We start from the raw sequence: 14,615 nt of genomic DNA, 5'->3' as shown, positions 1-14,615 counted from the left end.
ACTCGCGTCAAACGAGTAAATGGCGTCGGCCACTCAACCTGTAGGAGCGCGCTTGCCCGCGAAGGCAGAGTGTCAGGCGATTGGTTCGCCACAGGCATACCGCGTTCGCGGGCAAGCGCGCTCCTACAGCGAATCTTGGCAAAGCACCCAACTTTGGGCCTACCCAACGCCCTTAGATACCGGCTTGGTGTGGCCAGTGACACTGACCCAAAGTATTGATGCGAGTGGCGCTAATGACGAAGGGTTCACAGCGCTCACTCGTTCAACCCAGCAGCTCACTCATGGCAATGATCTGCTCCGCCACCTGAATCAGTTTCTGCTGCCGACTCATGGCCTGGCGTCGCATGAGGGTGTAGGCCTCTTCCTCGTTGCACTGCTTCATCTTCATCAACAGGCCCTTCGCCGTTTCGATGCGCTTGCGTTCGGCCAGTTGCTGATCGCGGGCATGCAGTTGAGCGCGCAGGTCCTGATCGCTTTCGAAGCGGGCCATGGCGACGTCCAGAATCGGCTGCAGGCGTTGCGCGTGAATGCCTTCGACGATGTAGGCGCTGACCCCGGACTTGATCGCCTGGCGCATCACAACGGGGTCGTGCTCATCGGTGAACATCACGATAGGGCGTGGCAGATCCCGGGTCACCAGCACCACTTGCTCAAGCACATCCCGGCCCGGCGATTCGGTGTCGATGAGGATCACGTCCGGGCGTACGGCCTGGACCCGTGCAGGGAGGTCGATGATCAGCCCGGATTCGTCGATCACCTCGAAACCGGCTTCAGTCAGCGCCGCTTTCAGGCGACCGACCTTTTTGGGTGTGTCGTTGATCAGCAGGATTCGCAGCATGTTGGCGTCTCCTCAGCGATCAGCATGAACGAGGGCGGCATCGGCCAGCGCGTGCAGCTTGAAGCTGCGGGCGTAACGCGCCGGATCGCTGCCGTCCCAGATCTTGCCGTCGATCAACTGGCTGCTGCGCATGGCCGACGGCGGCACGGCGATCCCCAGTGCCTCGGCGGCCTCACGGTACAGGCCGAGTTGCTGGACGCTGCGGGCGACGCCGAGGTAATCCGGGTCTTCGCGCAGCAAGCCCCAGCGGCGGAACTGGGTCATGAACCACATGCCGTCAGACAGCCATGGCATGTTCACCTGACCGTCGCCATGGAAGCGGATGGCGTGGTGGTCGTGCCATCGGTTGCCGAGCCCGTCGTCGTATTCGCCGAGCAGACGCGATTCGATGGCGCCGACGGGTGCATTCACGTACTCGGCGGCGCTGAGCAACTGTGCGGTGCTGCGCCGGTTGTCAGCGCTTTCTTCGATGAAGCGACTGGCATCAAGCACGGCCATCACCAGCGCCCGCGCGGTGTTCGGGTACTGCTCGGCGAATTCCAGGCTGCAAGCGAGGACCTTTTCCGGGTGATCCGGCCAGATGGCCTGGGACGTCGCAAGGGTGAAGCCGAGGTTCTGCTGAACGGCGCTGGCACCCCACGGCTCGCCGACGCAAAAGCCGTCGATGCGCCCGGCCTGCAAGTGCTCGACCATCTGCGGCGGCGGCACCACCACGCTGTCGACGTCGCGCAGCGGGTGAATGCCCTGGCTCGCGAGCCAGTAATAAAGCCACAGGGCGTGATTGCCGGTGGGGAAGGTTTGGGCGAAGGTCAGTTTTGAGTCGCTTTGGTGCGTGCGCCGATCAAGTGCATCAGGAGTGGTCACGCCAGCGTCCTGCAGCGCCCTCGACAGGTTGATGCTCTGGCCGTTCTGGTTCAGCCCCATTAGCACCGCCATGTGCTTCGCCGGCCCGGCCAGCCCCAGTTGCACGGCGTAGACGAGGCCGTAAAGACTGTGGGCGGCATGCAATTCGCCGCTGACCAATTTGTCGCGCAGGTTGGCCCACGACGTCTGCCGGTGCAGGTTGATGTGCACGCCATAGGGCTGGGCGAAGCCCTGGGTCGCGGCGACGATGAGCGAGGCGCTGTCGGTGAGCGCCATGAAACCGAGGTCAACGCTGGCCAGTTCCGGTGCATCGCTGCCGTTGACCCAGGCCAGCGAGGGGGTGAGCGTGTCATTCATGATTGCCATTCCGGGTGGAGGCCGACGCGCCTTTCAACGTTGCCGATCGTCCAAAAAAAAAACGCCGCCTCGCCCCGTTTGAATCGGGGCGACAGCGACGTCATTGTCCTGTGTCTCGCTCCGCCATTGGATCGAGTCGATGCAGGACTTAAAGCAAGCGATATGCCAGCGTCGAACAGGGCCGTCAGCAAAGTTCTCGACATGCCTCGCGCTTCGCCTGCACCGGCGTTTATAATCCGCCGCTGATCCCAGCCGCAATCGAGCCGCGCCCGCCCATGTATAACCTGGCCCGCCAGTTACTGTTCAAACTTTCCCCGGAAGCTTCCCACGATCTGTCCATCGACCTGATCGGAGCAGGCGGGCGTCTGGGGCTCAACGGCCTGTTCAACAAGGCGCCGATGCAGCTGCCGGTGACCGTCATGGGCCTGCGCTTCCCCAACCCGGTCGGGCTGGCGGCGGGGCTGGACAAAAACGGCGCGGCCATCGACGGCTTTGCCCAGCTGGGCTTCGGTTTCGTCGAGATCGGCACCGTCACGCCGCGCCCGCAACCGGGTAATCCGAAACCGCGCATTTTCCGTCTGCCCCACGCCGAAGCCATCATCAACCGCATGGGCTTCAACAATCTGGGCGTCGACAACCTCGTCAGCCGGGTGCAGGCCGCGCAGTACAAAGGCGTGCTGGGCATCAACATCGGCAAGAATGTCGACACGCCGGTTGAGCGCGCCGTCGATGACTACCTGATCTGCCTGGACAAGGTGTACGCCCACGCCAGTTACATCACCGTTAACGTCAGCTCGCCGAACACGCCGGGCCTGCGTAGCCTGCAATTCGGCGATTCGCTCAAGCAACTGCTCGAAGCCCTGCGGGTGCGCCAGGATGCGCTGACACAGATCCACGGCAAACGCGTGCCGCTGGCGATCAAGATTGCCCCGGACATTAGCGACGAAGAAACGGTCCTGGTTGCCGGCGCCTTGCTGGAGTCGGGCATGGACGCTGTGATCGCGACCAACACCACCCTCAGCCGTCAGGGCGTCGAAGGGTTGCCCCACGGCGACGAAGCGGGCGGCCTTTCGGGCGCGCCGGTGCGCGAGCAGAGCACGCACATCGTCAAGGTGCTGGCCGGTGAGTTGGGCGGGCGCTTGCCGATCATTGCCGCTGGCGGCATTACCGAGGGCAGGCACGCGGCCGAAAAGATCGCCGCCGGGGCGAGCCTGGTGCAGATTTATTCCGGGTTCATCTACAAGGGCCCGGCGCTGATTCGCGAGTCGGTGGACGCGATCGCGGCGATGTCCCGCTGATCATCCAGCTTCATCCAGACGAAAAGAGGGGTTCCGACTGGAACCCCTCTTGGGCGTTAGCCCGCCGCCCGGGTGGGGCGTGCGTGGTTACGGTGAAGCGATCAGACGTTTATCAGAAGCTTTAGGTCAGGCTGTAACGTGAGGGTGGCGTCAGCCGACCGCGTGAAGTTCGTTGAGTCTGTGAATGCCCGCAGTGCCGGTCATACCGTCCCAGTTGTCGCCGCGTCCTTCTCGCCAGCCATTGATCCAGGCTTGACGCACTGACGGTAGAGTAAATGGGCAAAGCTCACGGGATTTACCGGATACGCCGTACTGGTATCCGCGCGAAAATGCTCTTTCCATCGGATCACGCTTAAGTCTTCTCATAGGGTGTTGCCCTCGTTTGTTGACTGTAATGTCCCTGGAGACCTCAGGTTGAGGTCGGGCAGAAAATCTTCTGCCGTTAGCGGCCCGCTGCCGGCGTCGCGGGCTTGATGCCACCGCCGTTGCGGCGATGACCTTGGGTGATTTCTAACCAATGGAAGATGCGCTGTGAATGATCGTTTTGTCATAAGAACGTAACCATTCAGGCATTACGACCATAAGGGACCACTCGTTTGGCAAGTGTTTTTTGAGGGGACCCCTTTTAACCGGGGCTTTCCCGTGGCGGTGCAAGTGTTTCGCAATTGAGAGTGCTGGCCGTTTGCAGTTATCGGAAAAACGACGAAGGGTCAGCGATGTGACTTTTTATTGCAGCCGCCGTCGTGCTGAATAGTGGTTTTTTAACATCAAAACGTCGGCGCTCATGTGCTGGCGGACCGTCGCACTCGAAATGTATCGGTGCGAGGGACAGGCACAAACTGTGTGCCGCGCAGGCGTCCTCCTTGAAAGGCGTCTGTTGGAATCGGGCCGGACAATGCGTTGTCCGGCCGCTATAGCCCAAGGCTCTGGAATACTCATGTCGGACCGTTACGAACTTTTCCTCACGTGCCCAAAAGGCCTCGAAGGCTTGCTGGCCGAGGAGGCCACCGCCCTGGGTCTCGAGGAAACCCGCGAACACACTTCCGCCATCCGCGGCACCGCCGACATGGAAACCGCCTACCGGCTGTGTCTGTGGTCGCGCCTGGCCAACCGGGTGCTGCTGGTGCTCAAGCGTTTCCCGATGAAGGACGCCGAGGACCTTTACCACGGTGTGCACGACATTGAGTGGGCTGACCATCTGGAGGCGGAAGGTACGCTGGCCGTGGAGTTCAGCGGTCACGGTTCGGGCATCGATAACACCCATTTCGGCGCGTTGAAAGTCAAGGACGGCATCGTTGACCGCCTGCGCACGGCAGACGGCGTACGCCCGTCGGTCGACAAGCTCAACCCGGATCTGCGCGTGCATCTGCGTCTGGACCGGGGCGAAGCGATTCTGTCCCTGGACCTGTCCGGCCACAGCCTGCACCAGCGCGGCTACCGTCTGCAGCAGGGCGCCGCCCCGCTCAAGGAAAACCTTGCCGCCGCGATCCTGATCCGCTCGGGCTGGCCGCGCATTGCCGCTGAAGGCGGCGCGCTGGCTGACCCGATGTGCGGCGTGGGTACTTTCCTGGTCGAAGCAGCGATGATTGCCGCCGACATCGCACCCAATCTCAAGCGTGAGCGCTGGGGTTTCTCGGCCTGGCTGGGCCACGTGCCGGCGATCTGGCGCAAGCTGCATGACGAAGCGCTGGAACGTGCGCAAGCGGGCCTGGCCAAGCCGCCGCTGTGGATTCGTGGTTACGAAGCTGACCCGCGCCTGATTCAGCCAGGCCGCAACAACGTCGAGCGCGCCGGCCTGAGCGAGTGGATCAAGATCTACCAGGGCGAAGTGGCGACGTTCGAGCCGCGTCCCGACCAGAACCAGACCGGTCTGGTCATCTGCAACCCGCCGTACGGCGAGCGTCTCGGTGACGAAGCCAGCCTGTTGTACCTCTATCAGAACCTCGGCGAGCGTCTGCGTCAGGCCTGCCTGAACTGGGAAGCGGCGGTGTTCACCGGTGCGCCGGATCTGGGCAAGCGCATGGGCATTCGCAGCCACAAGCAGTACGCGTTCTGGAACGGCGCATTGCCGTGCAAGCTGTTGTTGATCAAAGTGCTGCCGGATCAGTTCGTGACCGGCGAGCGTCGCACTCCGGAGCAACGTCAGGCCGAGCGTGAACAAGCCGCTTACGATCAGGCGCCGGACGAGCCGCAAGAGCGTCAGTACAACAAGAATGGTAACCCGATCAAGCCGACGCCGGCCCCTGCGCCGGTCATCGAGCAACCGCGCCTGAGCGAAGGCGGGCAGATGTTCGCCAACCGCCTGCAGAAGAACGTCAAGGCGCTAAGCAAGTGGGTCAAGCGCGAAGGCATTGATTGCTACCGCGTCTACGATGCGGACATGCCCGAGTACGCCATGGCCATCGACCTGTACCACGACTGGGTCCATGTTCAGGAGTATGTGGCACCAAAGTCCATCGACCCGGAAAAGGCCTCGATCCGCATGTTCGACGCCTTGGCGGCCATTCCCCAGGCGCTCGGCATCGATAAGAGCCGTGTGGTGGTCAAGCGTCGCGAACGCCAGAGCGGCACCAAGCAGTACGAGCGCCAGAGCGCCCAGGGCAAGTTCAACGAGGTTAACGAAGGTGGCGTGAAGCTGCTGGTCAACCTCACGGATTACCTGGACACCGGTTTGTTTCTCGATCACCGGCCGATGCGCATGCGTATCCAGCGCGAGGCGGCGGGCAAGCGTTTCCTTAACCTCTACTGCTACACCGCGACCGCCAGCGTGCACGCGGCCAAGGGCGGGGCGCGCAGCACCACCAGCGTCGACCTGTCGAAGACTTACCTGGACTGGGCGCGTCGCAACCTGTCGCTGAACGGCTTCTCCGACAAGAACCGTCTGGAGCAGAGCGACGTGATGGTGTGGCTGGAGGCCAGTCGCGAGGAGTACGACCTGATCTTCATCGACCCACCGACCTTCTCCAACTCCAAGCGCATGGAAGGCGTGTTCGACGTGCAGCGCGATCAGGTTCAACTGATCGACCTGGCGATGGCGCGTCTGGCGCAGGGCGGCGTGCTGTATTTCTCCAACAACTTCCGCAAATTCCAGCTCGAAGAGACGCTGGTGGAGCGTTACGCCGTGGAGGAAATCACCCAGCACACCGTCGACCCGGACTTTGCACGCAACGGCAAGATCCACCGCGCCTGGAAAATCACGGCGCGTTAAGGGCGGTTGACAGGCTGGCGTCTCGGGATATCCGACGCGTCAGCCCAGGTTTTCCGAAACCGACGGCCTTCTCGGCCACGTGCAAGGGCCCCGCATCCCTTGATCAGCGCTGCACCGCAACGCACTTGATTTCAACCAGCAGGCCAGGCTTGGCCAGTTCGCTGACGCCCAGGCATGTCCATGCACAGGTGCCACGCGGGAAGACGCTGTCCTTCACCGCCCTGAATACGGGCATATGGCGGTTAAGATCGATGTGGTAGGTGGTCAGGTCGACGACGTCTTCGAAGGTGCATCCTCCAGCGGCCAGCACGAGCCGCAGGTTCTCCCACGCCGCCAGGAATTGCTGCTCCGGGTCCTCGATGACGGCCAGCTCATGAGTGCGACCGACCTGGCCGGCGCAGTAAAGGGTTTTGCCGACCTTTACGGCAGGGGCATAGCCCGCGCGCTCGGCGAGTAGTCGCATTTCATCGGGGACAATGAGTTGACGGTCGGTCATGGAATGGGGCCTTGGATTCTGTTGGAGGGGCACGCTATCTCAGGAAGTTGATGTCCGTCCAGATTCGTGGGAGGCCTCCCGGTCTTCGGGAGATGACATGTGGCTGGTGCTGCCAATCGGCACACCATTCCCGGGGATCGTCAGATCAACATGCCACGCGGCGGTGGCACGTCGAAGGTCAGTGTTTGTCTATTTTGCGTAGGGGCGTGGGAGAGAGTCGGCACAGCGTGTTTTGATGGTAAAACTTTCCGCGCCTGCTTGCTCGGTACTCCAGGATAAATCACACTCCGACCGACAGGTAATGATCATCAGTAAAGGATGAGTCCATTTGTTGAGGCAAGGGAATGCGTAAATCCAGAGTCATCATAGTCGCCATTCTGTCAGGGCTGATAGGGGCGGTTTTGCCTATGATAACGATGGCTTACATTTCTTGGGAAAGGGCCCTGGCTAAAGAAAGAACTCATTTGGAGACGTACTCCGAACGAGCACTAAAAAACATTAGCTTGTCATTGCAACAAGGCCTCAATGTTATATCGGACCTGGAGAGCTGGTCTGGAGTGCCGTGCTCTCCTGAGCATATATCGTTGATGCAAAAAGCGACCGTCAACACCCGTGCGGTTGAAGAAATTGATTATCTTGAATACGGGCTTCTGAGTTGTACATCATGGGGTGTCACGTCGATACTGTCTGGATCGGCGACGTCGACATATACCAATGCGAGAGGGTATAAAATTAATGTTCGTCTCATCCCCAGTGACCAGGGGATCCAGCCGATCACGGTCATACATCGTGGCGCCTACAAGGTGCTTATAAATGCAGGAAGGCTGAGCGACATCATTCTCGATGATCGAATGCAGCTCGGGGTTTTTTACCAAGGCCAGTTGGTGAATATTTCTCAGGGCGCGGATGAAAAGACAATTTCGCGACTTGTATCCAGTCAAGATCGAAACAATGAAGATTATCTCTATGCGGTTTCCACTCAGGACGATTGGTCCGCTCTTGTGGCGGAGCCCATAAAAAGCGTCGACACAAGCTTTTACAGCGAGCTGGCCTGGATGCTGCCGATTGGCATAGGTATCGGTTTTGTCGTCGTACTATCCGTCATCCGAATCATGCGAATCAGACTTTCACCGATGGCGGAGATGCAAATCGCAATCGCCCAGCGGGAGTTCACTGTTCACTATCAACCGATCATTGATCTTGAAACAGAAGAATGTACAGGGGCCGAGGCGTTGGTCCGATGGTTGAGACCAGACGGAACCGTTGTCTCACCTGATCAGTTCATTCCGTTAGCTGAAGAAACAGGACTGATTTTGCCCATCACCGACCAAGTCATCTGTGGCGTCGTCAAAGACATGGCAGAAACGCTGCGCAAAGATCGAAATTTTCATGTCGCCATTAACATATGTGCAGATGATCTAAAATCCGGGCGTTTTCTTGACACGCTTGATCACGCGTTGAAAGGCTCGATGATTAACAGCAGTCAAATATGGATAGAGGCAACTGAGCGAGGTTTCATCGATGTTGAGTCAGCCGTTATAACGCTTAAAAGGGCTCGGGCGCTAGGGTTCAAGATTGCAATCGATGACTTTGGTACGGGGTACTCTAGTTTGCAATATCTTGAGCGCCTTCCTGTCAATGTGCTCAAGATAGACAAGTCTTTCGTGGACGCCATAGACAAATTTTCCGCGTCCAGTTCGGTGGTGACGCATATTATTGCGATGGCCAAAAAACTCGGGCTGGAAATTGTTGCCGAGGGCATCGAGAGCCCACATCAAGCAGATTACCTGCGAGCTTATAAGGTGGATTATGCTCAAGGTTGGCTCTACTCGAAAGCATTGCCCGCTCATGATTTTTTAAACTTCATCAGTACCCAAAAAACCGCTGGGGAATCTCCGCGATGTGACACAGATGGAGGGGGTGTAGCAGGGTGAACAACACGCGGTGCGTGCCTGACCAATGACGACTTGCCGCCGCTGCAAAGTAAGTTGAGCTAAGCATCCTTGACTCCCGCACTTTCTGAAAAAACGAGCCCCTATGACACACTCGTGATTGGTGCAGTGGTGATGGCCGCCGATGGATCGCAGTCGGTCTACACCAAGCAACATCTTCATCCGGGTGAGGAGGGGGTGTTCAGCGCCGGCGAGGGCGGGGCGCTGGTGGATATCGGGGTCGAGCAGATTGCGCTATCAGTGTGTGCCGACTTTACTCACGCCAGCCATGCCCAAGCTGCCGCGCGTGCCGGAGCCCGTGTGTACGCCAGCAGCGTATTGATCAGCCACGAAGGCTATACGCGTGACGCTGCGTTGCTGCAGGACTACGCCAGCGCGCATTCAATGGGCGTGTTGATGGCCAACCATGGCGGGCCGTCGGGAGGCTGGGCCTGCGCGGGCCGCAGCGCATTTTGGTCACCCGGAGGTAGCCTGGTGGTGAGTGCGGCTGGCACCGGCGATTGCCTGGTGATCGCCCGTCTGCATCAAGCTATCTGGCAGGGGGAGGTCGTCGGGTGACCGAAGAGTTATTGAATCAGTTGCGCTGACGAGCCACCGACGGGAAATTGGATAAAGCGGGGCACCATGGCGGTGCGTCCGCTGCGCTGAGTTTTTGCTCAACAGGGATCAATGCACCGCCCACGAACGGGGTGCCGGGGTGTGGCTGAATTTCGAGATACCTTTGACCCAGAATCGCCGATGAGCCGTCTGGTCCGGTGGCAGCAACGGTTGGCTCGACCACTGGTGATGACGCTTGGCTTCATCGCGATACGCTTTCCACTCCATGGCCTCGGCGGTGTCCTGCGCGGCGCGTTCGTCATCGAACCAGCCCAAAACAGAAACTTCACCTTGATCGCGGCCATGCTCTACCAGCAGAAAAATGTTTGTGTACATACCTGTGCCTTTCACTGATCCGGTCCGACCCGACATTTCGGGCTCTACGAATAGCGTATCGACAGCGGCGGCGGAAAATTTAGCCCCGGGTTTCTCTGCCGGGTTTTGCGGTGTGAAGTCTGATGCATTCCCGGCTGAAGCCGGTCCCACTGACAGCACGCGATCCTGTTGAATGAACGCGGTCCCATGGTAGGACCGGCTTTAGCCGGGAAGAGGCCGGTTTGAACGCCATCAAATTCAGCGCTGTGAGGCCCGGCGCTTTCCCGGCTAAAGCCGGTCCTACGGAATGCCGCGGCCGGTTTGATCACCCTCTAGGTCACTTCGGCAGGGGCGTGAGGATGTCGGCCTTGTCGTCCAGCAGGATAAACACCAGCAATTTCGCAGGCTTTGTCGCGCTGGCGTTTCGCGATTCGTAGTGTTTGGAGCCAGCCGGTTCATACCACGTCTGGCCTGCCTTATAGGTCATCGCCTTGCCGTCGTTGACTCTCGAAATCACCTCGCCTTCCAGCACGTAGGCGATCGCGCTACCGCTGTGACTGTGGGCGATGGAGGCCTGGCCCGGCGTGTAATCGACGGTCAGCGCCATGGCTTTTTTACCCGGTGCATTGAGCATCGGGTGCTCTTCCAGCACGGTGACCTTTTCCTGCTCGGCCTCGTGGGCCCGGGCACTGCCGACAGACATCAACCCGGCGAAGGCCAGACAGCAGAGCGGGGCGGCGAGGTGTTTTAGCGGTTTCATGAGCGGATCATCCTGAAGCGATTGATGACCACTACGCTAAGCCCGTAGATGCCTGGCGCACACGTCCAATTACGGAGAAGATCAGGGGGCCAATCGCCTTATCTCGGAAACCAAATCGGAAACGAAAAAAAGGGCCGAATCACATTCGGCCCTTTATCGTATTCAGTGCTGCCCCGGCGCTAATCTCGCCCAAGGGCACACGGTCAGCGTAGCGGTTTACTTGCTGCCGCTGGAACCGCTCGCGCCACCACCGGTGCCACCGCCGCTGCCGCCCATGCCGCTGCCGTTGGTCATGCCACCGCCTTCAGCATCGGTACGGTTGGTGCCGTTGGTGCTGCCCATGCCTTTAGTGCCTGGGGTCGATGTGCCTGGCGAGCTACCGTCGTTATTCTGACCGCTGGTGGAGGTGCTTGGCTTCGGACCGTTCTTGTCGATCGGATCGGTCGGGCCCGTGGAGCCGGCGAACGCAGAGCCAGTAGCAACAGCCATCAGGCCAGCGAGTGTCAGGGCAGTCAATTTAGTCTTGATCATGATGTGAATCCCTTTGTTGTCATGGATACCTATTGGTCAACCGGGCAACGCAAGAGGTGCATTCCACCCGACGAGCGGTCATTCCGCGATCAATAGGTTTCAAAGGGAACTGGTTGTCTGATCGTGCCCACGTTCTGGGTGGGCACGCATCCCGTCACGCTCCGCGTCACCCTGAGCTTGGGCTTCTTTTTTGCCTGTTCGCCTATTTCGCGCGCAGCTCATACCCCACCGCCAACGTCTGCAAATCAAAGCGATCCGAGATGCTCGAGCAATAACTGGTCCGCGCCAGGAAGGCGCCGGGGCCGTTCAGGTAGGACTCAATATCTTGCGCCCCTTCGCAGAGCGCAATGGTTCGCCCCTTGAGCAGCCCGCTGGCTTGCGCCGAACGCAGGGCGCCGTTGGGCGTCCAGTCGGCGACGATCAGCGCGCCTACCGGGACCGATTGTTCGTAACTGTGTACGAACGCTTGCGCCGAACGATCGGGCAGGTACGGTGCCATGAAGTAATGGATATCGTCACGGAAAGGCAGCGCTTCCTTGTGGGTCGGCAGCGCGACGACGCCGCTGGCGTAAATCGCGTACACCGCCAGAATGACCACCGGGCCACTGAAGGGCAGGGCGTAAGCGACAACGGCGGCGTTGAGTCGCGCCAGCCACGCCTGCACATGGATCACGCCGATGATGCTCAACAGCACGGCGCCCGGCAGGAAAAACGTAAAACGATCGGTGACGTTGTACGACACCGCGAAGAGGAAGTTCAGCACCGCCGCGCACCACAACAGTCGCAGGCGCCGGCTTTTGGGAAACAGCACCAGCGCCACCAGTTGCGGGCCGAGCAGCGACAGCATCAGCAGCACCACCGAGTTCTTCTCGTGCCACATGTCGTCGAAGCGAAACAGCGAACCCTGCCAGCTTTGCTCGGTGCTTTTGTCGGGAATGCCGATCAGGTAGCGGTGGCCGATATCGATCAGGCTGAGGCCGTTCTGCATCTCCTGCAAGATGCCGGGAATCGCCACCGCAAAGCCCAGCACAAAACCCGGAACCGTCAACAGGACGCGCGCCCGATGCTGCCAGACCAACTGTACGTACAGCGGCAACAGCACAATAAACGTCAGTTGGTGAATAGCGGCGGCGAGGCCGGTGAGCATGCCGATGACGAACAGCGCGGTGAGCAGGCCCAGGCGCGATTTATCGCGAAAATGCACCATGTACGCGAGGGTGATCAACAAGGTGTGCAGCAAATACACTTCTGCTTTGGTCGAGACCCAGAACACGCAATGGCACAACACCGCCGCGGCAATCGCCAGCAAGGCCTGCTGCGACGTCGCGCCGACGCCCTTGGCCAGACGGAAGATCGCCCAGCCCAGCGGAATCAGCAGTATCGAGTTCATGAAGCTCAGCACCAGCGGCCCGAAATTCGCGAACAGCGCGGTGGTGACGAACAGGTACAACGGGTGATCCAGCGGCCCGAGGGTTTCGCTGAAGTAGCGGCCCTCCGAGGCGTCGGCGATGAAGATGCCGTTGTCCATCCATTGAATGGGTCCGCTGGACGCCAGAAAGCTCCAGAGGATGGCGGCCACCGCCAGCAACAGGGGAATGCCGAACAACGCTCGATAACGTACTGCTGCCACCATGACTTGCACTCCTGTCCCTATATCCCGTCGAAAAGCGTTATTGAATCGGTTGAGCCCGAGGCGTCATCGCCTCGCCTTTGAGCTTGATCAGCATCACCGCGCCGATGGCCACGGCGAACCACAGCGTCGCCAGCCGAATCAGTACGGTCGCCGCCACGGCGTCGGCGCTGTCCATGCCTTTCCAGACCAGCAGGCCGACCATCACTGCCTCCGCGCCGCCCAGGCCACCGGGCATGAAACTCACCGCGCCGGCGAGCATTGCCAGGGCGTAGACGAACACCGCGAAGGTCAGCGGAATGTCGGCGCCCATCCATTTGAGAATCCAGTCGAACGCCAGGGCTTCGGCGCTCCAGGCGACGACGCTCAGCGCGGTCAGGCCGAGCATCAGGCGCAGGCGATGGCATTGCTGCGCATGCACCAGCACTTGCAGCAGATGGCGCAGCAGCCCGAGCAGCCTGCCGCCACCGGCCGGGACCTTTTCGGTGATCCGCTCAAGCAGGCGACGTTGCGACAGCACCACCAGCCCCACCGCCACCAGCGCCACGCCGATCACGATCATCGGCCACGCCTGCGGGTAGAGCGACAGGCCGAACAGGGTCAGCAAAACCACCGCAAACAGGTCCGACAGCCGCTCGCTGAAAAACGCCGCGAAGCTCTGCGGGTAGGGCACGCCCCAGCGTTTGAGCAGCACGCCGCGCAACGCTTCACCGGCCTTGCCCGGTGTGGTGGTGAGGGCAAAGCCGGCCAGATAAATGTTCAGGCTCGGCCGCCACGGCATGGGATGGCCGAGCACTTTCAAATAGGTCTGCCAACGCACGAAGCGCAGGCCGTAATTGACCGACGACATGAACAGCGCGATGACGATGCCGACCAGCCCGACCTCGCTCACCGCGGCGCCCACCGCCTGCCAGCCGCCCCACAGCGAAAAGCCCAGATAGCCCAGCGCCGAGCCGACCACCGACAGCACCACCGCGCGGTACCGCCAACCGGACAGGTGCGAAGGCTCAGGCACGGCTTCGTTCACAGATTCAGCCTCTTGAACACCGGCTGCGGGATCGAACGAATGACCAGCATGATCAGCGCCCAGAAACCCGGTGCGTACAGCGTCGGCACCTTGTTGGCGATGCCCTTGACGATGCGCTGGGCGACCTGCGCCGGTTGCGCCAGCAAGGCGGCCGGCAACGACAGGCCCTGGGTCATCGGCGTATCTACAAAGCCCGGCTTGATGGTGGTGACGTGCACCCCGACTTTGAACAGCCGCGCCTGCAAGCCTTCGCAGTACGTCGACACCGCTGCCTTGGCGCTGCCGTAGAGGTAGTTGGAAGGGCGGCCACGGTCGGCGGCCACCGAAGAAATGATCGCCAGGCTGCCGCAGCGCTGGGTCTCGAACTGCATCGCCAGTACGGTCAGCAGGGCGATCACCGAGGTGCAGTTGTTGGCAAATTCCTTGAGGGCCATGTGCACGTCGCGCTCGCAGGCCTTCTGGTCGGGCAGCGTCCCGTGGGCGATCAGGGCGATGTCGATCTGGCCGAGGGCCGTCAGGCAGCGCCCCATCATCAGCGGGTGCGCCTCGATGTCGTTGGCATCCATCTCGTGCAGTGTGACGTGGGTCGCCCCGCGCGCCTTGAGGTCGGCGGCGGTCTGCTGCAGCTTCTCGACGTTGCGCGCCACCAGAAAAAAATCGCTGCCTTGCGTGGCCCACAAACGCGCGCAGGCACTGGCGATGGCGGAGGTGGCGCCGATGATCAGGACTTTCTTCACTGCAG

General features: G+C 60.6%; 14 protein-coding genes. 4 read left to right on the top strand and 10 right to left on the bottom strand.

Features of this window, described 5'->3' with window-relative positions; genetic code table 11:
* Positions 1–262: 262 nt before the first annotated feature.
* Positions 263–838 (bottom strand): ANTAR domain-containing response regulator, encoded by a 576-nt coding sequence (locus tag L4G42_RS21815; RefSeq protein ID WP_172612633.1) that lies wholly within the window; start codon positions 836–838, stop codon positions 263–265.
* Between the two features lie 12 nt (positions 839–850).
* The gene (locus L4G42_RS21810; RefSeq protein WP_237253454.1) at positions 851–2,059 is read right to left on the bottom strand and encodes a CmpA/NrtA family ABC transporter substrate-binding protein; all 1,209 of its coding nucleotides are present in this window, start codon (positions 2,057–2,059) and stop codon (positions 851–853) included.
* 275 nt (positions 2,060–2,334) lie between these two features.
* Between L4G42_RS21810 and L4G42_RS21805 the strand changes: the two genes are divergently transcribed.
* A complete protein-coding gene (locus L4G42_RS21805) occupies positions 2,335–3,357 on the top strand; it encodes a quinone-dependent dihydroorotate dehydrogenase (protein ID WP_237253453.1) in 1,023 nt (340 codons plus the stop codon).
* A 150-nt stretch (positions 3,358–3,507) separates the two neighbouring features.
* Here the strand turns inward: L4G42_RS21805 and rmf are convergent, their stop codons facing one another.
* The gene (gene rmf / locus L4G42_RS21800; RefSeq protein WP_074887169.1) at positions 3,508–3,723 is read right to left on the bottom strand and encodes a ribosome modulation factor; all 216 of its coding nucleotides are present in this window, start codon (positions 3,721–3,723) and stop codon (positions 3,508–3,510) included.
* A gap of 571 nt (positions 3,724–4,294) precedes the next feature.
* Between rmf and rlmKL the strand changes: the two genes are divergently transcribed.
* Positions 4,295–6,565, top strand: coding sequence for a bifunctional 23S rRNA (guanine(2069)-N(7))-methyltransferase RlmK/23S rRNA (guanine(2445)-N(2))-methyltransferase RlmL (gene rlmKL, locus L4G42_RS21795; RefSeq protein ID WP_237259641.1), 2,271 nt, complete (start codon positions 4,295–4,297; stop codon positions 6,563–6,565).
* 103 nt (positions 6,566–6,668) lie between these two features.
* Here the strand turns inward: rlmKL and L4G42_RS21790 are convergent, their stop codons facing one another.
* On the bottom strand, positions 6,669–7,061 hold the full coding sequence (locus tag L4G42_RS21790; RefSeq protein ID WP_237253451.1) for a RidA family protein: 393 nt from the start codon (positions 7,059–7,061) through the stop codon (positions 6,669–6,671).
* Positions 7,062–7,405: 344 nt separating this feature from the next.
* Here L4G42_RS21790 and L4G42_RS21785 point away from each other — a divergent pair, with 344 nt between their 5' ends.
* Positions 7,406–8,995: an EAL domain-containing protein gene (locus L4G42_RS21785; protein WP_237253450.1), complete on the top strand. Its 1,590-nt coding sequence runs from the start codon at positions 7,406–7,408 to the stop codon at positions 8,993–8,995.
* Between the two features lie 114 nt (positions 8,996–9,109).
* Positions 9,110–9,571: a nitrilase-related carbon-nitrogen hydrolase gene (locus L4G42_RS21780; protein WP_419789394.1), complete on the top strand. Its 462-nt coding sequence runs from the start codon at positions 9,110–9,112 to the stop codon at positions 9,569–9,571.
* A 108-nt stretch (positions 9,572–9,679) separates the two neighbouring features.
* Here the strand turns inward: L4G42_RS21780 and L4G42_RS21775 are convergent, their stop codons facing one another.
* The 6 genes from L4G42_RS21775 to L4G42_RS21750 all read right to left on the bottom strand — a co-directional run bounded on the left by L4G42_RS21775 (position 9,680) and on the right by L4G42_RS21750 (position 14,610).
* Entirely contained in the window at positions 9,680–9,946 is a 267-nt protein-coding gene (locus L4G42_RS21775; RefSeq protein WP_065988488.1) for a hypothetical protein, read from the bottom strand.
* 316 nt (positions 9,947–10,262) lie between these two features.
* Complete coding sequence (locus tag L4G42_RS21770; RefSeq protein WP_237253463.1) at positions 10,263–10,628, bottom strand: cupin domain-containing protein; 366 nt, start codon at positions 10,626–10,628, stop codon at positions 10,263–10,265.
* A gap of 273 nt (positions 10,629–10,901) precedes the next feature.
* Positions 10,902–11,216, bottom strand: coding sequence for a hypothetical protein (locus L4G42_RS21765; protein WP_237253449.1), 315 nt, complete (start codon positions 11,214–11,216; stop codon positions 10,902–10,904).
* Between the two features lie 202 nt (positions 11,217–11,418).
* Entirely contained in the window at positions 11,419–12,849 is a 1,431-nt protein-coding gene (locus L4G42_RS21760; protein WP_237259644.1) for a DUF2723 domain-containing protein, read from the bottom strand.
* A gap of 37 nt (positions 12,850–12,886) precedes the next feature.
* Positions 12,887–13,873, bottom strand: a complete 987-nt coding sequence (locus tag L4G42_RS21755; protein ID WP_237253447.1) for a lysylphosphatidylglycerol synthase transmembrane domain-containing protein — start codon at positions 13,871–13,873, stop codon at positions 12,887–12,889.
* Complete coding sequence (locus L4G42_RS21750; protein ID WP_237253462.1) at positions 13,870–14,610, bottom strand: SDR family oxidoreductase; 741 nt, start codon at positions 14,608–14,610, stop codon at positions 13,870–13,872. Before L4G42_RS21750 ends, L4G42_RS21755 begins: the two co-directional genes overlap by 4 nt.
* Positions 14,611–14,615: the final 5 nt, after the last annotated feature.

Origin of the sequence: Pseudomonas petrae (genome assembly GCF_021728295.1) — a bacterium.
Taxonomy (GTDB): Bacteria; Pseudomonadota; Gammaproteobacteria; order Pseudomonadales; family Pseudomonadaceae; genus Aquipseudomonas; species Aquipseudomonas petrae.
The sequence above is the reverse complement of the archived record's forward strand: the minus strand, read 5'-3'. Positions and strand labels throughout refer to the sequence as shown.